The sequence below is a fragment of the Acinetobacter sp. FY683 genome, from assembly GCF_059515885.1.
In genome coordinates this window covers 66,224-88,522 of the sequence record NZ_JCAKNA010000009.1, presented here as the reverse complement: position 1 = coordinate 88,522, position 22,299 = coordinate 66,224, and the positions used below count along the sequence as shown (strand labels likewise).

The following is a 22,299-nucleotide window of genomic DNA, read 5'->3' as shown; positions in this document are numbered from 1 at the left end:
AGGGAAGTTTAAATGTCAGTATTAAAACCACAAGAAATAATAACCCTTGGCGATATACAAATGGCGAATCATTTACCATTTGTATTATTTGGCGGAATGAACGTACTTGAGTCAAAAGACTTAGCTTTTGAAATTGCTGAGACTTATGTTGATATTTGTACACGTTTAGGAATTCCTTACGTGTTCAAAGCAAGTTTTGATAAAGCCAATCGTTCAAGCTTAAACTCTTTTCGTGGTCCAGGCCTAGAAAAAGGGATCGAGTGGTTAGCTGACATTAAAAAATACTTCAATGTACCAATCATTACAGATGTACATGAACCTTACCAAGCTGCTCCTGTTGCGGAAGTTGCAGATATTATCCAACTTCCTGCATTTTTAAGTCGCCAAACTGACTTGGTTGAAGCAATGGCAAAAACTCAAGCCATTATCAACATTAAAAAAGCACAGTTCCTTGCTCCACATGAAATGCGCCATATTTTGCATAAGTGTTTAGAAGCAGGAAATGACAAACTCATTATTTGTGAGCGTGGTTCAGCATTTGGTTACAACAATTTAGTTGTAGATATGCTTGGTTTCGACACCATGAAAGAAATGAATGTTCCTGTGTTCTTTGATGTGACTCATGCACTTCAAACTCCAGGCGGTCGTGCAGATTCTGCAGGTGGTCGTCGTGCGCAAATTACAACGCTTGCGCGTGCGGGAGTGGCAACAGGTTTGGCTGGTTTGTTCTTAGAAGCTCATCCAGATCCTGAAAAAGCGAAGTGTGATGGTCCATGTGCGTTGCGTTTATCGCAGCTTGAACCATTCTTAGCTCAGCTTAAAGAATTAGATACTTTAGTAAAAGGCTTTAAAAAGCTAGATACTCATTAATTAGATACATAATGATGCCTTCTAAAGCATCGTGTTATTAATCAACAGAGGAATTGTTCATGAGTCAAATCGTTGACATTCGTGCACGTGAAATTTTGGACTCTCGTGGTAACCCAACCATCGAAGCTGACGTAATCTTAGCATCTGGCGTGGTTGGCCGTGCATGTGCACCATCTGGTGCTTCAACTGGTTCTCGTGAAGCTTTAGAACTTCGTGATGGCGATAAAGCTCGTTACTTAGGTAAAGGTGTTAAAACTGCGGTTAACAACGTAAACACTTTAATCCGTGATGCTTTAGTTGGTAAGTCTGTTTTTGAGCAAAAAGATATCGATAATACGATGATTGCTTTAGACGGCACTGAAAACAAAGAAAAATTAGGCGCAAACGCGACTTTAGCAGTATCTTTAGCTGCTGCTCGTGCTGCTGCTGAAGAACAAAAAATTCCTTTGTTCCAATATATTGCTAACCTTCGCAATAACTCAATTTTGACTATGCCTGTACCAATGATGAACATCATCAATGGTGGTTCACATGCAGACAACAATGTTGATATTCAAGAATTCATGATTGAGCCTGTTGGTTTTGGTTCATTCTCTGAAGCTTTACGCGCTGGCGCTGAAATCTTCCATTCTTTAAAATCAGTTTTAAACAAAAAAGGTTTAAACACTGCAGTTGGTGATGAAGGTGGTTTTGCACCAAACCTTCGTTCTAACGAAGAAGCTATTACTGTAATTCTTGAAGCAATTGGTCAAACGGGTTACAAAGCTGGTTCTGACATTATGCTTGCGCTTGATTGTGCATCTTCAGAATTCTACAAAGATGGTCAATACATTCTTGCAGGTGAAGGCAACAAAGCATTCACAAGCAACCAATTCTCTGACTACCTTGCAGGTCTTGTAAACCAATATCCAATTATCTCTATTGAAGATGGTTTAGATGAGTCTGATTGGGAAGGTTGGTCTTACCTAACTTCAATCCTTGGTGACAAAATCCAATTGGTTGGTGATGACTTGTTCGTTACAAATCCTAAGATTTTACAACGTGGTATCAATGAAAAAGTTGGTAACTCAATCTTAATTAAGTACAACCAAATTGGTACGTTGACTGAAACTTTAGATGCAATCTATCTTGCAAAAGAAAATGGTTACTCTACAGTGATTTCACACCGTTCAGGCGAAACTGAAGATTCGACTATTGCTGATTTAGCTGTAGGTACAGGTGCAGGTCAAATCAAGACTGGTTCACTTTGCCGTTCTGACCGTGTAGCGAAATATAACCAATTGCTTCGTATTGAAGAGTTGACTAATGCTGCTTATCGCGGTAAAGCTGAGTTTAAAGGTTTAAACTAAGCAATATATGTTAATACTACGTTTATTCGACTCAATTTCGAGTAAAGTGTTATTGGGCCTCGCAATCATTTTGATTGCGGGGTTTCAGTATGCCTATTATTTTGGTGAAGGCGGTGCATTGGAGCATCAAAAATTAAGCCAAAAAATAGAACAACAACGTGAATTGAATACAGAATTAAAAGAACGAAATCGTATTTTAGCTGCTGAAGTTTATGACTTGAAAAATGGCGTTGAAGCGATCGAAGAACATGCGCGTTTAGATTTAGGTCTAGTTAAACCACATGAAACGTTTATTCAAATGAGTACAATTAGTACACAATATAAACCTCTATACGTAAATCCATATCAAAATACAGACTCAAGAACCAATGAATCAGAAGAATTACCTCCAATCCAATAAACTTTGGGCTGTTATTCCTGCTGCTGGTTCAGGTAGTCGTTTTTCTAAAACTGAATTAAAGCAATATCAAAATATTTTAGGTAAGACTGTTCTTGAACATACGGTTGCACGTTTAAATACATTGCCTTTGACGGGTTATGTACTTGCCATTGGTGAACATGATCATGTTGCTCAAAAATTGCCACTTAGTCATCCAGAAAAAGCACATTTTTGCTGTGGTGGACAAGAGCGTGTTCATTCTGTCTTAAATGCCTTAAATTATTTATGTGAAATTGCTTCAGACGATGATTGGGTCTTTGTGCATGATGCGGCACGACCTTGTGTAAGTGAGTCATCATTAATAGAACTAGTCGAAGCTGCAATAGTAAATAATACGAGTGCAATTTTAGCGACTCAAGTTAGAGATACGCTTAAATATGTAGATCAATACCCGAATATTGATAAGACGGTAAGCCGAGATCATTTATGGCAAGCACAAACGCCACAAATTGCACGTTTGGGTGTGTTAAAGAATGCAATTGAAAAAGCTTTAGCGAGTGATATTGTCATTACAGATGAAGCAAGTGCATTAGAATATGTCGGACAAAAAGTACAAGTTGTACAAGGGCGCTCAGACAATATTAAAATCACATATTCAGATGATTTGGTGTTAGCTTCGTTGATTTTACAATCACAAAATTAGAAAAATAGATTTATTAAAGCAATTATCAATCATAAGACTGTTAATTGTGATTCACAGCTATGAGTATTGCTCCTATAATTAGCTCATTCAGTTTTAAAATAATTGCATATCAATGATACCATCGCAACAGTATCGTTTTTTACGTCATGCTTTACGTGACGGTAGAAGCATTAATGAAAAATCATCAAGATGGACTAAATTACATTTAGATCCATGGTTATTGTGCTTTCTAATTTTAAATGCTGCTTTGGGATTAATGGTTGTATATAGCGCAACAGCAGCAGATTCTGGAATGTTGCTACGCCAAGCAATTAGCTTTGGTAGTGGTTTCATTATTATGTTTTTGTGTGCGCAAGTTCCACCTAAAGTTTACCAAGCGATTAGTCCATATTTATATCTGTTTGGTATATTTATGCTGTTGTTGGTTTTTGTGATTGGTGAAACTCGTTTAGGTGCAAAGCGTTGGATTACATTGCCTGGTATAGGAAGTATGCAACCCAGCGAAGTCATGAAATTTGCAATGCCTCTAATGATGGCATGGTATTTCGCGAAACGTTCGTTTCCTCCAAAGTTAATTCATATTGTAATTGCACTTATTATTATGATGGTGCCATTTATTTTGGTGTTATTGCAGCCAGATTTAAATATTGGATTAATTATTCCAGGTGTTTTCGTACTATTTTTAAGTGGTATGTCTTGGAGATTGATTGGTGGTGCGATTACAGCTTTTGCAATCACCATGCCTGTAATTTGGATGTTTGTTTTACAGGAATATCAGAAAAAACGTATTTTGACTCTTTTCGATCCTGAAGCAGATGCTTTAGGTGCGGGTTGGAATATTATTCAATCTAAAATTGCAATTGGTTCGGGTGGCTTGCTCGGAAAAGGTTTCCTTGAGGGAACTCAGTCGCATTTGGGGTATTTGCCAGAACATCATACAGACTTTATTTTGTCGACCTATTCAGAAGAATTTGGCTTTATTGGCGTGTTTCTTTTATTTAGTTTATATGCCGCAATTATCTTTCGCTGCTTATATATCAGCATGAATAGTTATGACAATTTTGGTCGATTGATGGCAGGTGCAATTGGTCTGACATTCTTTTTCTTTGTATTTTTAAACTCAGGTATGGTGAGTGGTATTTTACCCGTAACAGGTGATCCTTTACCTTTACTAAGCTATGGTGGTACAGCTGTAATTAGCTTGCTTGCTAGTATGGGTATCGTGATGTCTATTCACACACACAAATAAAGCATTTTCATTAAGAAGCCCTATATAAGGGCTTTTTTTGTATCTGAGAAATAGATTTAATCTCTAATATTATCGACTTAAGTTGTAACAATAGTTCGATAGTGGGCTATTGAATTTGTATTGCTTAATCTATAAGCTTGTTTTGAGCCTAAATTAGACATCTTAGAAATTAAAATAATTTAAATTTCAAATTGGTATAAGAATTGCTCGTAAAATGAAAATAGATTATTGCAGGAGAGAAGCACTCTTCTGTGCTCGCCGAAGGAGCAACACCCCAGGAAACTCTCAGGCAAAAGGACTGTAATAATCAAAAAATCTGGAGAGAAGTGCATATAAAGGCACTCACCGAAGGGGAAGGTTTATCATTTGTAATAAATGTTGAATCGAAGCTCTCAGGTACAAATGACAGATGGGGCATACACAAGGAACAGAGCGTCCAAAGGAGTGCTTATGCCACATATTATTGTAATTGGTGCTGGTATTACAGGTGTTACATCAGCTTACGAACTTTCATTGCTTGGTTATCAAGTTACTGTTTTAGATCGACATTTATATCCTGCAATGGAAACGTCTTTTGCAAATGGTGGTCAGCTTTCAGCGTGTAATGCTGAGGTTTGGAATCAAAAATCAACGATTTTAAAGGGTATCAAATGGATGTCGCAAAAGTCGGCTCCACTTTTACTCAATCCATCTTTTAGCTTGCATAAATATAGTTGGTTATTTGAGTTTATGGCAAATATTCCTCACTATGAAGCCAATACTCATGAAACAGTACGTTTAGCTTTACTTGCACGTAAGCGTTTATTTGAAGTTGCCGATGAAGAAAATATCGATTTCAATTTAGAAAAACGAGGCATTCTACATTTTTATCATAATAAAGCTGATTATGATGTGGCAATTAAAGTCAATGAAATGCTATGTCAAGCAGGTCTTGAACGTCACGGTGTAACCAATCAAGAAATTAAAGAAATTGAGCCGACCTTAACGGGTGACTACTATGGTGGTTTTTATTGTCCTGGTGATGCCACAGGTGACATTCATCGATTCACGACAGGCTTAGCAAAAGTTACAGAAAAAAAAGGTGTTAAATATGTATTTGGCGCAGATGTAACGGATGTTAAACATCATGCAGATCGTGTTGAAGTGATTTATCGTCCAAGCTCAGAAAATATGCATGATACCGCTTCAGAATCTGTATCTTTAAATGCAGATGCTATTTTAGTTTGTGGTGGTGTTGGTAGTTATCAACTTGCAGAGATGTTGGGTGATCGCGTTAATATTTATCCAGTAAAAGGCTATTCAATTACGGTGAACTTAAACGATGCGAAGAGTGTGGAAAATGCACCTTGGGTAAGTTTACTAGATGAGAGTGCAAAAATTGTGACATCTCGTTTAGGTGCTGATCGTTTCCGTATTGCAGGAACTGCGGAATATAATGGATATAACCGTGATATTCGCGCAGACCGAATTCAGCCATTAACGGATTGGGTGAATCGTAACTTTGATGTATCTACAGAACATGCAGTGCCTTGGTCAGGCTTGCGTCCAATGATGCCAAATATGATGCCTGTGGTTCGTGAAGGCAAGCGTGAACGTGTATTCTATAATACAGGTCATGGGCATTTAGGTTGGACATTGTCTGCGGTAACTGCTGCGATGGTGAGTCAGCTTATTGCGGTTAAGCATCCTGTATAAAATGTTAAACAGCTTTATTGGTCTTTTAAAACCTCTAAAGCAATATTAATAAAAGCCTGTGTTGCTGGTGTAACATAGGCTTTATTTTTTACAGCAAGTCCGATTGAGCGTTTAATATTTGGTGAAAGTGGTCTTTTTACAATGTTGGGATAGAGGTTTAGTAGGTTTTTATTAAGTGCCATATCTGCAACAACGGAAACCCCCGCACCTGAATTTACCATATTAATAATCGTGAGAAGTTGAGAAAAATTGCATTTAATATTGGGTGTTAAGCCTAATTTTTTAAACATATTAGCAACATGGCGTTGACTGCCTGCACCCGTCATTAAAAAGGGATGTGGCACAAGATCATGTAGTTCAATAGACTTTTTATTTGCCAATTCATAATGTTGTGGAATTAATGCAACAAAAATATCATCCATAATATGAATGGTGTCAAATCGCTCATCGGGTAATACAACAAAGCCAATATCTATTTTACGGTTAATTAACCATGAGCTGATATCTTGATCACTTCCTTCTTCAATAAATATTTCAATATTGGGGTAGCGTTGTTTATAAATTTCTAAAATTAAAGGAATAAGAACAATAGAAGATGAGGTTCCAAATGAGCCTATGCGTAAAGTACCGTGATGGATACCATGAATTTCATCGATTTCTTGTTGTAAACCTTGATTCAAATTTAAAATTTCACGTGCTTTAATGAGTAGTTTTAGCCCATGCTCGGTTAGCTTAGCTTCATTTTGATGGCGGTGAAAAAGTTGCAAATTCCATTCTTTTTCTAAGCTTTTAATGGTATGAGAAACAGCAGATTGTGAAATTTGAAAGTGATCTGCTGTAAGCGTAAAACTTTGTAATTCAGCCAGTTTGGAAAAGATACTAAGTTGTGTAAATGTCATATTTAAATTTTTCATTCAAGATGAGTGAAAGCTCATATAAATATGAGTACTTATAAGTTTAATGTAATATTATTTTTAAATAGAATTCAACATATTCAAGAAAATTTAATCCCATATCATGTCTTTACTTATATTCGTTGCACTGTTTCCATTAATTGCTCTCATTGCCATGGGCTATATTGTAAAAAGAACGGTTTTTGTTGAAGATAGCTTTTGGAGAAATGCCGAAAAAATTAATTATTATGTATTTTTTCCTGTCATGCTATTTTCAAATTTGGCAGAAGCGGATATTAAATTAAATGCAATTCAAAATGTAATCGCGACTATTTCAATTGTTTTTGTTATTGCACTAGTTGCATTGTATACCTTAAAAGCAGTCTATAAAACGAGAGCTCAGCAGTTTGGGGTATATGTACAAAGTAATTTACGCTTTAACTCATATATAGGTTTAGCTGTAGTTGCTTCATTATTTCACCAACAAGGGATGACTGTTTTTGCCATTCTTTTGGTTTTAGGTATTCCCATTGTTAATGTGTTCTCTGTATTAGCACTGACAAATTCAGGGCAAATGAACTTATTACAAGTTGCAATTTCTTTGCTTAAAAATCCATTAATTTTAGGTGCATTAGTTGGTGGAATATTTAATTTAAGTGGATTGCAGTTGTGGGGTGGTTTATCTGCATTTATAAAGCAGTTAGCTGTGTGTAGTTTGCCATTAGGTTTAATGTGTGTAGGGGCTGCATTAAGCTTTAAAGATTTAGGCTCAAACTTATTACCTTTATGGGTCAATACTTTTTCACGCTTATTAATTATGCCAACCTTGGCATATTTCACATGTAGTTTTTTAGATATTCCTCGACTTGAAATGCAAGTTTTAGTCTTATTTTTTGCCTTACCAACAGCTTCCTCATCCTATATTTTAACTAAAGTTTTAGGTGGAAATAGCCAATTAATGGCAGGAGTCATTAGCTTGCAAACAGTGATTGCCGCATTTACTTTGCCTATTATTTTGTATTTTATTTTTTAAGGGACTAATTTTGAAAAAGCAGGTGAAATCACCTGCTTTTAACTATATTTCTTAATCATAAAGTCTATAAATACCAGAGAATCTTTCACATTTTTTTTGTGAAGTTTTGACTTGTAAATATGCTTTCGTATAATTAAATGTGTATTTACAGTCATTTTCATTATTTGTAATTTCAGTTTTCTTCTCAGTTGTTGAATAAGCTAAGAAGGGAATAGTTTGCTTTTCTAATTTATTGTTTGGATTGCGGTATGCAATACCTTCAATTTTGATATTGTTTTTTGTGAGTTGGTGAATTTGTAGGTGAATAGGTTGTGCTGCAATTTTACCATTTTCATATTTTAGGTAGTGCTGCGTTAAGCTTTGATTCATTGATGTGAAAAAGTTTAATTGTTCCAAACGAGCATCAAACTGCTGTTTATAGCAATCAGAACTTTTACATTGTTTTAGCTGTTGCAACCAAAGTTTTTCAGTATCTTGAATTAAGCGAATTGGAGCATCTGTAATCAAGTTTGTTTTTAATGTACTTTCTTTAAATAAGTTAAGTTCTTTTGAATATTTATCTGAACATATTTTCTTTAAAGAAGAATCATCAGTATTTGAGCAATTTAAACCCTGTGCAAATAATGAAGATGAATATATACATCCCAAAATAAAAGTTGAGCCTAAATATTTAAAAAGATTAATGTCTGTTTTCAACAGCATGATCGCTTATACTTTAATTCGCTTATATGCTTACTATATCGAAATAGAAAGCATGAATACAAGATTTCAGAAATTTATTTATTAAGGAGCCCGATGTGGTCGCACAAATTCGAATTGGACAAGGACTTGATGTTCACGCATTTGAAGAGGGTGATTTTGTTACTCTGGCGGGCATTCAAATTCCTCATAAGCAAGGTTTAAAAGCACATTCAGATGGTGATGTTGTATTACATGCCTTATGTGATGCTTTATTAGGTGCATTAGCTTTGGGTGATATTGGTCAGCATTTTCCAGATACAGATCCAAATTTTAAAGGTGCAGACAGTAAAGTCCTTTTAAAACATGTATATCAACTGATTTTAGACCGTGGCTATGTTTTGAATAATGCAGATATTACGGTTGCATGTGAGCGTCCAAAACTAGCAAAACATAATTTAGAAATGCGTCAAAGTATTGCAAATGTTCTAGATGTCGATGTTACTCAAATTAGTATTAAAGCAACAACGACAGAACAACTTGGATTTACAGGACGTCAGGAAGGAATTTTATCTACAGCAACAGTGCTGATCGCTCATTCTAAATGATCTGAATGAGCTAGCTCTTGTTGCAGGTCTTGTGTTGCTTTACGACCTTGAAGTTGTAAAGCAACAGCATGAATAAGACCTGTCCAGGTTTCATTCGGTTCCCAAATTTTATGCAATTCTTCTTGTGCAGTTGGCATATCAATATCCATATAATATTGGCGATATAAATACATTAAACTTGCAACACGATAGTTTTTTGCACAGTGAATCCAAACCATTTGAGTTTGTACAAGGTGATTGATGAGGTCTAAAATAAAAAGACATTGGTCATCTGAAGGGGTATCCCAAAGTACGGGGATATGAAAATAATTTAAGCCTAACTCTAAACAAATACGATCTTCTTGCTCTAAGCGTGGTTCAGCATCTGCTAAAGCAAGGTTAATAACAGAAGTTACGCCATATTCTTTAATGGCTTGAAGTTGTTCTCTTGTAGGTTGGCCAGAACTAAATAAATGATCATGAATAAATTGAAAATTTGAAACTTCACATAATTTATTCGCTATTTCATTCATAATTATTGCTTCTATAAGAGTAATATAAAAATACTACTATAAAGCAAAATGCCATCATAAAGATGGCATTTTAAACTTTTTGTACAAATTAGCGGTTTGGTAGTACGTCTTTTAGTGCAGCGTCCATTTCTAAAAGAGCTTGTTCAGTTGTATCCCAATCGATACAGCCATCAGTTACTGATTTGCCATATTCAAGATCGCATAAGTTTTCAGGAATATCCTGACGACCACCTTTTAGGTGACTTTCGACCATAATACCGACAATAGATTTATTACCATCTAAAATTTGTTCTGTCAGGTTTCTAAGAACAAGAGGTTGTAAGTACGGGTCTTTATTTGAGTTTGCATGGCTTGCATCAATCATAATTTTGTTACTTACTTTTGCTTTAGCTAGGGCAGCTTCAGCTTCAGCAACAGAGCCTGCATCATAGTTAGGTTTACCATTACCGCCACGTAAAACAACGTGTGCGTATGGGTTACCACTAGTACGAATAACAGAAACTTGACCTTGTTCATTCAAACCAAGGAAGCTGTGGCTATGTTTAACCGATTGCATTGCATTTGTCGCAACTGTTAAACCGCCATCTGTACCATTTTTAAAACCAACAGGTGATGAAAGACCTGAAGACATTTCACGGTGTGTTTGGCTTTCTGTTGTACGTGCACCAATTGCAGACCATGAAATTAAATCTTGGTAGTACTGTGGCGAGTTAGGGTCGAGTGCTTCAGTTGCACAAGGTAAGCCTTTTTCATTTAATTCAACAAGAAGCTTACGACCTAAACGAAGACCTTTTTCAATATTGAATGAATCATTCATGTCTGGGTCATTAATAAGACCTTTCCAACCAACAGTTGTACGTGGTTTTTCAAAATAAACACGCATAACAATGTATAAAGTATCTTTTACTTTTTCACTTAATACTTTTAAACGGTCTGCATATTCATGTGCTGCAACAGGGTCATGAATAGAGCATGGACCAATCACAACAAAAAGACGTTTATCTTGACCATTTAGAATATTACGAATTGTCTCACGACCGTGTAATACTGTTTGATAGGCAGTTTCAGTCAAAGGTAGTTCAGTTTTTAATTGTGCTGGAGTTACAAGTGGTTGAATATTGCTGATATTCACGTCATCGATATCTGGCTGTGTAATTTGATTTGACTGTAGTGTATTCATTGCCGTCACTGGTTTGATCATACAAGAGGTTGTTTAATAGTCCGAATATAACATGAATGCTATGCAATTTTGTTATAAAAAAGACGAATACTACTTTGAAAAAAAAGTGATGAATCTGTAAGTTAAATTAACCAAACTGTGTTTTTTCAATGGTTAAAATCATCGCGCTGGTTGGTTTTTCAACTGGTTTTGACTTTATAGGGTTAATCATAAAGTTAATACCTATAGCAAATAAGGTAATTCCTAAAATTTTACGAATAATTTTTTCAGGCATACGAGAACTGATTAAAGTTCCTATCACAATAGCTGGAATAGAGCCACACAGTAACCATCCTAGTAAGGCAAAATCTACATTGCCTGAGCTCATGTGTCCTAAACCTGCAACTAAGGTGAGTAGTACAGCGTGAACAACATCTGAGCCAATAATACGAATCATGGGTAAATTAGGGAACATTAAAATAAGCGCCATAATGCCAAAAGCACCTGCACCTACTGAAGATAATGTCACAAATACACCGAGTACAATTCCCATGAAAATAATATATGGGCGTTTACGTTTCGCTTGTTGTTTTATGGCATCAATATCATTTGTGAGCTCTGTTTTATTTTGTTTACGTAATTTATTGAAGAATTTTTCAATAGAGCCACGAAAAACAATTGAAATACCTGTCAGTGTAAGCATGAAACCTAATACTGTAGTTAAAACAGCTTTATAGTTTGCAGATTGACTTAAATAATTTTCTAATACCCAGTGCGTTGCAAAAGATGCTGGAATACTTCCTACAGCAAGCCAAATGACAATTGGCCATACAATATTCATTTTTTTTGCATGTACTAAAGAGCCACAAAACTTAGAAATTGCGGCATAAAGTAAATCTGTACCAATAGCAATATGCGGTTCAATTTTATAAAGGCTAATTAGAATTGGCGTCATGAGTGAACCACCACCGACACCTGTTATTCCTACACAGAAACCAACTAAAACACCTGCTAAAATAAACTCGATCGGACCAGCCATGAAAAAATGCCAATTATGAAAAAACGTGCATATCTTATGACTTTCATAGATAAACTGTTGTCTTGATTATAGATTTGCTTATGCAAAAAATTGCTAAGTAAAATGGAGTTTTTGGCTTCATTCTTTTTTGGGGATAGCTTTTAAATTATTTTTTAATAATATAACTAATAAGAAAATAGGCGTGTAAAGAATCCAAATACTAACAAAAGCTATTGAATAATCATAAATATAAGACAAAGTTAAAAATGCGAGAATGAATAATAAACTAGAGACTAGTTTTATTATTTTAGGGGAAATTATTAATTTATTGAGTCTACTATTTAAATCTTTTTTACGTACCTTCTCTGTTGAATAATAGAAGCCATATGTTGATAAGAGAATGAAAAACATGCTTAAAAATAATAAAAAATAAGTCATTCAGGAAATCCTATATGTGTTTTGCTATTAGAGAGCTTGTTTTTAACTTTTTCATATGCTTTCGCTTGGATAGGTTCTAATCTCTGATGTAAAAAAATAGCTAAGCCTGTAAAAATCAAGATAAAAAGGTCTAATCGTAAAATTTTCCAATAGTTAAACTTAACAGCTGTATTTAAGTAAGATGATAGAAACAATATATCGATAACAATGAATAAAATACTAAATAAAATAAATGCTTTTAAAAAGGCTTTCCACAAATACTGTTTAGCAATAAAGAGTGAAATGGCAAAACATAAACTCCATACAGAAAAGAAAATAAAAGTTTCTGATAGTGTTTCGTTGAATATGGCATTTACTCTGTAACATATTAAAAAACCTAGTATTGAAATACTTAAACCTATAAATGCGGTCATATTTAATCGATCAACAAGATAATGTCCTACACTCAATTTATTTTTTTTGCTTTGGATTTGACGTTTTAAGCTCCAGAGTAAAAGCCCTGAAGCAATCATTACACAGCCTAAAATACCTGAAAAAAATAATGCCATGCGTAAAAATGGTTGAGCAAAAGTCATCATGTGAATGCCGTAAACACCAGCACTAAGTCTAGCTACGGCACTTTGATTTTTTGTAGATGCAAGCATTTCACCACTTGTTGCATTGAAGGTTACTTGTGGCACATTTTGAGTAATGGTGTGATCTTCGAGTGCATTAAATGTGGCAATTGCTTGAGATGTATTTGGGTCTTTTATGGTAATTATATTAAGTGGAGTATTACCTATATGGCTTTGTACAAGTTTTTGCATTTGTACAGAATCCATCATTTTAACATTTTGAAGATGTGTCTTTTCTACAGTTTTAACATTACGGATTTCATCAAAATATTGAAAACTATTTGTAGGGTATATTTTTTGAATACCCATTGGGAAATATAAATAAAATAGGATAGTTAAACCTGTGAAAGTAATCGTTAGAAAAAATGGTAATGCAATAACTGAGCTTACGTTGTGAAAGTCTAAGTAGGATCGTTGTCCTTTAAATGTACGTAGTGTGAAAAAGTCTATGAATATTTTTTTATGCGTAATAATGCCTGAAATTAGGGTAATTAACATAATGAATGCAGCAAATGAAACGATTGTGCGAGCAAGTAGAATAGGCATGCCGTAGAGCTGAAAATGGAACAAATATAAAAATTCACCTGCTTGGCTATTTGAAACTTCTAATTCTTTCGCTGTATTTGGATCTAATATTTTGCTATTAAACTGTCCATCTTGTGTTTGCCAGAATATTTTATTTACTGGATTATTTTCATTAGCAATTTGTAAATACCAGCTTTTAGCATTTGAGGCATTTTTTTCTAAATAGTTTAATGCGCTATTAACAGCAGTTTCTTGTTTGACTTGTATACTGGCAAGTTGTGGCTGGCTCCATAAATTAATTTCATGGCGGTAATAGGTTAAAGAACCAGTTAAAAAAATAGTAAATAAAAACCAACCTAAAAGAAGACCGACCCAAGAATGTAACCATGCCATAGATTGACGAGCAGAACTTTTCATTTTTTATCCTAAAGTTTTGCTTAAAATAAATAGCAAGCTAAATAAAATGAGACAGAAGATTGTTAGCTTCATTAGAGATTGAATAATAAAACTATAAATAACGAAAATGATAAAAAAGAAAATTGATATAAAAGCAGCTAAAAAAATTGCTTCAGCATTTCCAATGATGAATTGAAATAGCAAGGTAAGGTTAAAAGCAAAATAGTTCGCACATAGGCAACCTACGACAAATGCTAAGAAAAATCGATAAAAAATGGTCAAAGCGTACCAATGCTTAGAGTCTGTGTTGATCATTTTGCCTTCTATAACATTTGAATAATATGGGTTGCAAAGTATTAAAATATAAATAATTCATAAATAAAAAACATACAGTCTGTAATTACAGACTGTATGTTTTAAGTTTACTTACCATTTATACGTTACGCGCATATCTACAGAGCGGGATACGCCATAGTAACAATAGAAGGAACAAGAGCTTACATATTTTTTATTGGTTAAGTTTGTTGCATTGAGTTGGATATTAAGCTGTTCATTTAAAGGATAGCTTGCCATTGCATCGACCAATGTGTATGAATCTACTTTATATCCTGCGTAATATTGCTGATCATCGGTACTACCAACATAACGCACACCTGCACCAATACGTAATCCATCGAGAGGATGATTACCTAAGAATAAGTACTGAAGTTTCGCAGATAATTGATCATTAGGAATAGCAGGGGTACGAATAGTATTTGTAGTCGATAAATCTTGTTTAGAGTTGTTGTGGGTATAAGCAAATTGTGTAGATAGGTTATCTGTCACATTTAAGTTAGCCTGTAACTCTACGCCTTTGTTTGTACGTTTACCAACTTGAGCAGAGATGTTCGAGCTATCAGCAACAAGCGCATTTTTTTCTTTTAAATCAAAGTAAGCAAGTGTGATATCGCCGTCAATCCATGTAGGTTTGTATTTTAAGCCAATTTCATATTGTTCACCTTCATATGGTTTATAGCCACGACCATTAGCATCTTGCCCAGTTAATGGTCTGAATGATGTTGAATAGCTAATATATGGAGAAATACCATATGGGGCATGGTAAATAACACCTGTGTTATAAGAAGTATGATTTACCTTGTAACTATCGTGTGTAGTGCCTTGCTGTGATTCACCTTCAGCTTTATCGTGACGTACACCTACATTGACTTCAACTAAATCATTCCAGTTCATTTGGTTAGATAAATAGAAACCGAGTTGTTTTGTATCTTGAATATAAATATCACCAGTTCTAGTAAAGTTAGGTGTATGAATTGGGTTAAATAAATCAATATCGGGAGCAATCCCAAATCCATTATTTATACCGTCTGTTTTATTCTTTTGGTAATCAATACCCGCCATAATTTTGCTGGTAAAAATTCCTGCGTTAAATTCTTTAATGAGCCGATTATCGATACTATATGTATTGGATGTACCATCTGTAAGACTATAACCACGCTTACCAATGCGATCATTATCAGAGCCATAAACGAAAGTACTTGTTAAATAGTTGTTCATATGTCCAAAACGGAAATTTTGTGCAAAGCTTAATCCGTTATTAAACTCATGTGAAAACTCATAACCGAGAGAAACTTGTTCTAACTTTAAACGATCTGTATCTGGTTCGCCTAAATTGTCTTTAGGATTAATTGTACCGTGTGGCGTATTAATTAAAGTACCCCAAATAGGGAGGAAGCCTGAAGTAGGTACACCATCTTTTTTTAAATAACTGGTTAATACAGTAAGGTTGGTTTTGTCTGAAATATCCCATGCAAAACTAGGTGCAAAATAATAGTGCTTCATATAAGCACCGTCCATAAGACTGTCTGCCTGACGATATAAACCGACTACGCGATAGCGTAATGAACCATCTTCGTTAAGTAAGCCACTATAGTCTGCACTTGCTTCACGTTGATCTAAATTACCAGCACTTAGATTAAACTCACCTTGAGGTGTTTTTGTTGGTCGTTTTGATACAAGGTTAACATTTCCTCCAGAACCTGTAGCACCATAGTTAAATGAGCTAGAGCCCTTAACAATTTCTAAGCGTTCCAAGCCATAAATTTCAGGTTCCCATACAAAAAAACCATTGGGTGCTAATGCTGTGCCATCTAATGTTTGGCTAGCGTCAAAACCGCGAATTTTAAACCACTGTGATTTATTATCTAGACCAAATGGTTGAGATAAAACACCTGCCTCATAGCGTAAAGCTGCATCTAGTTTTTTGTGCCATCATCTTTAATTTGTTGCTCAGTAATAATACTTGCTGATAGCGGTTGATCAAGAAGACTATCACCTGTTTTTTGTGCTGCTCCAACCACAATTGTGGGAAGAGTAACAGAATTATTGTTTTGTTTAGTTTTGTTTAATACTTCATCATCTGCATAAGCATTTGTATGGCTTATGAGGGTGGTGGAGGATATGCATGCCATCGTTAAAATTAGAGGCTTAAATTGGGTTTTCATCGCTTTTATATACTAGTAGTGTTAAACAGTGCTATTCTAAATGATAATGATTATCTTTTTAATAGAAAGTTTATTATTAAAGTAAATTAAATTATTTGTTTTAACGTTTATTGTTTTATATCAATATCTTCACTGGACTCATGTAACATATAAAAGCATATTTATTATGCAAACCTTACTTTTAAGATAAAAGTTCAATCTAATATTTGTATTTTGTTTAAATTTTAAGGACTATGTTAAAATTTAATTTAATCTGCATAGAGATAGAATAAGGAGCTAGGCTTGCAAAATCGGAAGCTAAAAATTGGAATCGTGGTTGGTGAAGTTTCGGGAGATACACTCGGAGCTAAATTAATGCGTAGTTTTCGAGAGCAAGGTATTGATGCAGAATTTGAAGGTATTGGTGGTCCACAAATGATTGCAGAAGGCTTCAAAAGTGATTATCCAATGGATATTTTATCTGTTATGGGGATTGTGGAAGTCCTTAAAGATATTAAAAAACTTTTTGCTGTACGGGATGGGTTAGTTGAAAAGTGGACTAAAAATCCTGTAGATATCTTTATTGGTATTGATGCGCCAGATTTTAATTTACGTTTATCTAAAACGATTAAGCAAAAAAAATTACCGATTAAAACGGTTCAATATGTAAGTCCATCTGTTTGGGCTTGGCGTCAAGGGCGTGTACACGGCATTAAAAAGTCAATTGACTTAGTGCTTTGTTTATTTCCATTTGAAAAAGCTTTTTATGAAAAATTTGATGTACCTGCCGCATTTGTAGGACATCCGTTGGCAAGTCAGTTGCCTTTAGAAAATCCAATTCAAGCTGCAAAAGAGGAACTAGGATTAAATACGCATGATAAGCATATTGCTTTGTTGCCGGGAAGTCGCCGTGGGGAAATTGAACGTCTTGGACCTTTGGTTTTAGATGCAGCTCAAATTGTTTATCAAAAGCATCCTGAATACATATTTCTTATTCCTGCCATTAATGATGCACGAAAACAGCAAATAGAAGCATTATTGGAAAAATATCCATCAAATTTTAAGCAAAATGTGAAGCTTTTAGAAAATAATCATACGGAGTCTAAAATTGGACGACAGGTGATGAATGCTTCAAATATCATTGCTTTAGCATCAGGTACGGCAACATTAGAGGCTATGCTTTTACATAGACCTATGGTGACGTTCTATAAGTTGAATTGGTTAACGTATGTTATTGCTAAAATGCTAATTAAAATTCCATATTATTCTTTGCCTAATATTATTGCAGGTAAGAGAATTATTAAGGAGTTGATTCAGGATGATGCAACACCTGAACAATTGGCAACAGAAATTGAAAAGCTCATGAATGACGAAACCGCACAGATTCAAGTGATGCAGAACCTAACCATGCATAAAAAACTCTTATCTGGAAATAATGAAGATCCAGTAAAAGTGATTTTAAATTTACTCTAAGTTTATATAGTAGTTAAAAATCGAGCCAAAGTGCTCGATTTTTTTATGAGTGAATAAATACAAAATAGCCTAAGCAAAAATATGAATTATTTCTTTTTTTAAAAACTTATGCCGACTATTTTCAACTAAATCTTTATGCCAATACATCCCAACATTCAATTCAGGAATGTCCACAGGAACATCAAAAAATTTAAGCTTATTTGAAAATTGTAAATGCATTAAGACATTCTTAGGAATGGTCAAAATTGCATGAGGATATTGTTCCAAAATTTGTAATGCTGTTGAGTAATGCTGACAGCGCAAAAAAACTTGTCTGGAATATTGTTGTTTCGCAAGATAAATATCTTCAACTAGCATACCTACGCGACGTGAAGAAACACCAATATGAGGTGAGTTTAAATAAATCTCTTGATCAATATATTTGAGTTGTGAGCATGCAACAAAATAGTCCGAAATTAGGGGAGTAAACTGAATTTTTTCATCAAAATGGCGTTCTAAATCTATTACAAAATCAATTTGTTGAGAGGCTAAATCTGCTAAAACTGTTTTGCGATCTAGCTTACTACTTAAAAATTGAATATCTAAATTATGCTGTTGAAAGTGTTGAACCAATTTCGGAAAAATCATCGGTTCAATTTCATCATGTATTGCAATTTTTAAGGTCTTTACCATATTTGGCTCAAACTCTTGTTTTTGAAAAGAAATACTTTGAATGGCAGAAAGAGCATTTTTAATAGATGGATAAATTTGCTCAGTAAAAGGAGTTGGCAGCATTTGATTATTTGCACGTACAAATAAATCATCATGTAGTTGCTGTCTTAATCGTTGTAAAGCATGACTTGCTGCAGACTGACTAATACATAATATTTGTGCTGCTTTAGATATGTTTTTATGCTCGTAAATAGCAATAAACAGAGGATATAAATTGATATCTATTTTATGAAAAAGTGATAAATCAATCGTATTTATATTATGAGTATTATTCATAGTGTTGTATTGAATCAAATCATTTCATTCATATTAGTTTTCGAGTTAATGTATGTAAAGGATTTCTAGTAAATATATAAAAGGATGCTGTCATGTTTGAACTTTCGGCACGTGCACAAGACTATTTAGAAAGAACGAAAAAATTTATAAAAGATGAGATAGAGCCTATTGAAGCCGACTTTTGGCATGAAGTTCATGAGTTGAATCAGGGGGCAGATTGGACAAAATGGCAGTGGCCAACGCAGCTAAAAGGCTTAAAAGATAAAGCAAAACAACAAGGTTTATGGAATATGTTCTTACCTTGTCCTGAACTCGGGCAAGGCTTATCTGTTCAAGAATATGCACATATTGCAGAAATTTCAGGTCGAAGTTTACTTGCACCTACCGTTTTTAATTGCAATGCACCCGATAGCGGAAATATGGAAGTACTTTGGCGTTATGGTTCAAATGCACAAAAAGAACAATGGTTAACACCACTTTTAGCAGGCGAAATTCGTTCAGTTTTTTGTATGACAGAACCTGCTGTTGCTTCAAGTGATGCAACTAATATGCAAGCAACGGCGGTTATTGATGGTAATGAAATTGTATTAAATGGTCGTAAATGGTGGTCTTCAGGTTTAGGCGATCCTAATGCAAAAGTTATTATTTTTATGGCACATACACCAGATGAAACAAAAGATCGTCATCATCAACATTCGATGGTTTTAGTTCCTGTAAATACAAAAGGTGTCAAAATTGAAAGAATGCTTCCTGTTTTTGGAGATTATGACGCACCTCACGGTCACGGCGAAGTGAGTTTTGATCATGTGCGTGTACCGATAGAAAACTTTATTGGTGGAGCAGGACAAGGTTTTGAAATTGCACAAGGTCGCTTAGGACCTGGTCGTATTCATCATTGTATGCGTTGTATTGGTGCTGCAGAAAAATCACTTGAATTGATGATTGACCGAGGTATGAGCCGTACAGCTTTTGGTACAGAAATTTTAAAGCTTGGTGGTAATTTAGAGCGCGTAGCTGAAGCACGTGTGGCGATTGATCAAGCACGACTTTTAACATTATATGCGGCTTATAAAATGGATAAGCTCGGTAATATGGCTGCACTTACAGAAATTTCTGCCATTAAAGTGGTTGCACCAAGTGTTCTAGAAAAAGTTGTAGATATGGCAATGCAAATTCATGGTGGTGCAGGAGTTTCTCATGATACACCACTGACAGGCTTTTTTGCACAAGCTCGATCTTTACGTTTGGCAGATGGTCCAGATGAAGTTCATAAAGGTATGATTGCAAAACTGGAATTGGCTAAACGTGGTTATCGTACTCAAAGACGTAAATAATTTATTGATATAAGTATATTTGTCTAAAATAGATATAAACATGTTATAAATTAATTATATACATATTTAAATTCAGGATTTAGGGAATAAAAATGTCCGTGATAGATGTAGGTGGAAATGTTCGAAATGGTGAGGAGCTTGATGTTCGTGCCGTAGGAAATTGGTTAATTGAACACGGAGAAGAAATTTTAGGTCCTGTAGACGTGACGCAATATGCAGGTGGAGCTTCAAATTGGACTTATCGACTTAAATATCAAAATGCTGATTTAATTTTACGTAGGCCACCGAAAGGAACAAAAGCAAAATCTGCACACGACATGGCACGTGAATATCATGTGCAACGAGCTCTTGCAGCATTTTATCCTGTCGTTCCTGAAATGGTTTTATTGTGTCAGGACGAAGCTGTTATTGGATGTGATTTCTATGTAATGAAACGTATTGAAGGTATTATTCCTCGTGCGAATTTACCCAAAGAAATTAATTTTAATGAACAACAAATTCGTGAACTTTGTACCAATTTTATTGATAAATTAATTGAGCTACATCAAGTTCCTTATGAAGGTACAGATCTTGAAAAACTAGGTAAAGGTGAAGGATATTGCCGTAGACAAGTAGAAGGATGGGATCATCGTTATGAAAAAGCTAAAACATTAAATGTTCCATCTTTTAAATATGTACGTCAGTGGTTAAATGACAATATTCCCAATGATTCAAGAACTTGTGTGATTCATAACGACTGGCGTTTTGATAATCTTATTTTAGATCCTGAAAATCCATCCAAAATTATTGGTGTATTGGATTGGGAAATGGCAACGCTGGGTGATCCTTTAATGGATTTAGGTTCAGCTTTAGCCTATTGGGTTGAAGATTCAGATAATCCAATTTTTAAAGCAACGCGTCGTCAGCCTACACATTTAAAAGGTATGTTTACGCGTGCTGAAGTGGTTGAATATTATTTAAATAAAACAGGTTTAAAAACGGATAATTGGACATTCTATGAAGTATTTGGCATTTTCCGTTTAGCTGTTATTGCGCAGCAAATTTATTATCGTTATTACCATAAACAAACCAATAATCCTGCATTTAAAGATTTTTGGATTGTAATTCATGCCCTACATATTCGTGCTTTAAAACTTATTGGCTTACAGAAAATTGAAGCGAATGAAATTGCACAAAAATACATGACTAAATTTAAAGAGTTGATGCATAAATGACGACTATTTATCTTGTTCGCCACGGACAAGCTTCTTTCGGTGCTGAAAGTTACGATAAATTATCTCCTAAAGGGGAAATTCAGGCACAAGAATTAGGAAAATATTTAAAGAAGCTATTGAAAGAAGAGCCTTATATTGTTTCTGGTTCTATGCAAAGACATCAGCAAACAGCAAGAATTTCTTTAGATGAGTTTTTTCCAACAGCAAATATTCATACAAATGCTGGTTGGAATGAGTTTGATCACCGACAGGTTTTTGAAAAATATGATCCAAACTTTTCAAATCCAACAATCTTAAAAGAAAGTATTGCAGCTGCAGAAAATCCTGAACAGTTTTTAACTGATATTTTTGTAAAAGCAGCAAAGCGTTGGACGAGCAATGAATATGATGATTATGATGAATCTTGGATTGATTTCCAAACTCGAGTGACTGGAGCTTTGACAGAGCTTTGTAATGAGTTGGCGGAAAAGAAACCTAAATATGCTGTTGTCTATACATCTGGCGGGGTTATTTCATTTTTAATGGGATATTTACTCGGTTTATCTGAAGAAAAAACGTTTAATTTAATGTGGGCAATTGCGAATACGAGTATTACAACTTTAAATTTGGTGGGTAACGAGCCGCGACTTTTAAGCTTAAATGAACATCATTATTTAAAAGCAATTGATCCAAAATTACTGACATGGGTTTAA

The 22,299-nt window shown here is 34.7% G+C and carries 20 protein-coding genes, 1 pseudogene and 1 riboswitch; of the genes and pseudogenes, 12 read left to right on the top strand and 9 right to left on the bottom strand.

Annotated features, from left to right (window positions below; genetic code table 11):
- Nucleotides 1-12 precede the first annotated feature (12 nt).
- From kdsA to AC5YDH_RS06950, 6 genes are all read left to right on the top strand, one after another.
- Nucleotides 13-870, top strand: a complete 858-nt coding sequence (gene kdsA, locus AC5YDH_RS06975) for a 3-deoxy-8-phosphooctulonate synthase (RefSeq protein ID WP_496118014.1) — start codon at nucleotides 13-15, stop codon at nucleotides 868-870.
- Between the two features lie 59 nt (nucleotides 871-929).
- Nucleotides 930-2,219, top strand: coding sequence for a phosphopyruvate hydratase (eno, locus tag AC5YDH_RS06970; protein ID WP_496118012.1), 1,290 nt, complete (start codon nucleotides 930-932; stop codon nucleotides 2,217-2,219).
- Between the two features lie 7 nt (nucleotides 2,220-2,226).
- On the top strand, nucleotides 2,227-2,619 hold the full coding sequence (locus AC5YDH_RS06965) for a septum formation initiator family protein (protein ID WP_496118010.1): 393 nt from the start codon (nucleotides 2,227-2,229) through the stop codon (nucleotides 2,617-2,619).
- Nucleotides 2,588-3,301: a 2-C-methyl-D-erythritol 4-phosphate cytidylyltransferase gene (gene ispD, locus AC5YDH_RS06960; RefSeq protein WP_496118008.1), complete on the top strand. Its 714-nt coding sequence runs from the start codon at nucleotides 2,588-2,590 to the stop codon at nucleotides 3,299-3,301. The genes AC5YDH_RS06965 and ispD overlap by 32 nt, the downstream gene beginning before the upstream one ends.
- 112 nt (nucleotides 3,302-3,413) lie before the next feature.
- On the top strand, nucleotides 3,414-4,550 hold the full coding sequence (rodA, locus tag AC5YDH_RS06955) for a rod shape-determining protein RodA (protein WP_496118006.1): 1,137 nt from the start codon (nucleotides 3,414-3,416) through the stop codon (nucleotides 4,548-4,550).
- A gap of 221 nt (nucleotides 4,551-4,771) precedes the next feature.
- Nucleotides 4,772-4,861: riboswitch (glycine riboswitch) on the top strand.
- Nucleotides 4,862-5,000: 139 nt separating this feature from the next.
- Nucleotides 5,001-6,245 carry a D-amino acid dehydrogenase gene (locus tag AC5YDH_RS06950; protein ID WP_496118004.1) on the top strand — a complete coding sequence of 415 codons (1,245 nt, stop codon included), beginning with the start codon at nucleotides 5,001-5,003 and terminating at the stop codon, nucleotides 6,243-6,245.
- 14 nt (nucleotides 6,246-6,259) lie between these two features.
- On the opposite strand, the gene AC5YDH_RS06945 is transcribed toward AC5YDH_RS06950, so the two are convergent.
- Nucleotides 6,260-7,144 (bottom strand): LysR family transcriptional regulator, encoded by an 885-nt coding sequence (locus tag AC5YDH_RS06945; protein ID WP_496118002.1) that lies wholly within the window; start codon nucleotides 7,142-7,144, stop codon nucleotides 6,260-6,262.
- Nucleotides 7,145-7,262: 118 nt separating this feature from the next.
- Here AC5YDH_RS06945 and AC5YDH_RS06940 point away from each other — a divergent pair, with 118 nt between their 5' ends.
- A complete protein-coding gene (locus AC5YDH_RS06940; RefSeq protein WP_496118000.1) occupies nucleotides 7,263-8,171 on the top strand; it encodes an AEC family transporter in 909 nt (302 codons plus the stop codon).
- Between the two features lie 51 nt (nucleotides 8,172-8,222).
- On the opposite strand, the gene AC5YDH_RS06935 is transcribed toward AC5YDH_RS06940, so the two are convergent.
- A complete protein-coding gene (locus AC5YDH_RS06935; RefSeq protein WP_496117998.1) occupies nucleotides 8,223-8,873 on the bottom strand; it encodes an A1S_1983 family putative colistin resistance protein in 651 nt (216 codons plus the stop codon).
- A gap of 95 nt (nucleotides 8,874-8,968) precedes the next feature.
- Between AC5YDH_RS06935 and ispF the strand changes: the two genes are divergently transcribed.
- Entirely contained in the window at nucleotides 8,969-9,457 is a 489-nt protein-coding gene (gene ispF, locus AC5YDH_RS06930) for a 2-C-methyl-D-erythritol 2,4-cyclodiphosphate synthase (protein WP_496117996.1), read from the top strand.
- Here ispF and AC5YDH_RS06925 read toward each other — a convergent pair.
- From AC5YDH_RS06925 to AC5YDH_RS06900, 6 genes and pseudogenes are all read right to left on the bottom strand, one after another.
- Entirely contained in the window at nucleotides 9,445-9,969 is a 525-nt protein-coding gene (locus AC5YDH_RS06925) for a protein tyrosine phosphatase family protein (protein ID WP_496117995.1), read from the bottom strand. The genes ispF and AC5YDH_RS06925 overlap by 13 nt on opposite strands.
- 88 nt (nucleotides 9,970-10,057) lie before the next feature.
- A complete protein-coding gene (locus AC5YDH_RS06920; RefSeq protein ID WP_496118047.1) occupies nucleotides 10,058-11,149 on the bottom strand; it encodes a 3-deoxy-7-phosphoheptulonate synthase in 1,092 nt (363 codons plus the stop codon).
- A gap of 127 nt (nucleotides 11,150-11,276) precedes the next feature.
- Entirely contained in the window at nucleotides 11,277-12,167 is an 891-nt protein-coding gene (locus tag AC5YDH_RS06915; protein ID WP_496117993.1) for a sulfite exporter TauE/SafE family protein, read from the bottom strand.
- Between the two features lie 413 nt (nucleotides 12,168-12,580).
- Nucleotides 12,581-14,140, bottom strand: a complete 1,560-nt coding sequence (locus tag AC5YDH_RS06910) for a PepSY-associated TM helix domain-containing protein (protein WP_496117991.1) — start codon at nucleotides 14,138-14,140, stop codon at nucleotides 12,581-12,583.
- Nucleotides 14,141-14,545: 405 nt separating this feature from the next.
- A pseudogene (locus AC5YDH_RS06905) lies at nucleotides 14,546-16,318 on the bottom strand (TonB-dependent siderophore receptor); the annotation flags it as partial.
- A 53-nt stretch (nucleotides 16,319-16,371) separates the two neighbouring features.
- Nucleotides 16,372-16,620, bottom strand: a complete 249-nt coding sequence (locus AC5YDH_RS06900) for a hypothetical protein (protein WP_496117989.1) — start codon at nucleotides 16,618-16,620, stop codon at nucleotides 16,372-16,374.
- 282 nt (nucleotides 16,621-16,902) lie between these two features.
- On the opposite strand from AC5YDH_RS06900, the gene lpxB reads away from it, so the two are divergent.
- Nucleotides 16,903-18,072 (top strand): lipid-A-disaccharide synthase, encoded by a 1,170-nt coding sequence (gene lpxB, locus AC5YDH_RS06895; protein WP_496117988.1) that lies wholly within the window; start codon nucleotides 16,903-16,905, stop codon nucleotides 18,070-18,072.
- A 69-nt stretch (nucleotides 18,073-18,141) separates the two neighbouring features.
- Here lpxB and AC5YDH_RS06890 read toward each other — a convergent pair whose 3' ends face one another.
- Nucleotides 18,142-19,059 carry a LysR family transcriptional regulator gene (locus AC5YDH_RS06890; protein WP_496117986.1) on the bottom strand — a complete coding sequence of 306 codons (918 nt, stop codon included), beginning with the start codon at nucleotides 19,057-19,059 and terminating at the stop codon, nucleotides 18,142-18,144.
- A gap of 92 nt (nucleotides 19,060-19,151) precedes the next feature.
- Between AC5YDH_RS06890 and AC5YDH_RS06885 the strand changes: the two genes are divergently transcribed.
- The 3 genes from AC5YDH_RS06885 (at nucleotide 19,152) to AC5YDH_RS06875 (ending at nucleotide 22,299) form a co-directional block, all read left to right on the top strand.
- Entirely contained in the window at nucleotides 19,152-20,393 is a 1,242-nt protein-coding gene (locus AC5YDH_RS06885) for an acyl-CoA dehydrogenase family protein (protein WP_496117984.1), read from the top strand.
- Nucleotides 20,394-20,485: 92 nt separating this feature from the next.
- Nucleotides 20,486-21,607, top strand: a complete 1,122-nt coding sequence (locus AC5YDH_RS06880; RefSeq protein ID WP_496117982.1) for a phosphotransferase family protein — start codon at nucleotides 20,486-20,488, stop codon at nucleotides 21,605-21,607.
- Entirely contained in the window at nucleotides 21,604-22,299 is a 696-nt protein-coding gene (locus AC5YDH_RS06875) for a histidine phosphatase family protein (protein ID WP_496117980.1), read from the top strand. Before AC5YDH_RS06880 ends, AC5YDH_RS06875 begins: the two co-directional genes overlap by 4 nt.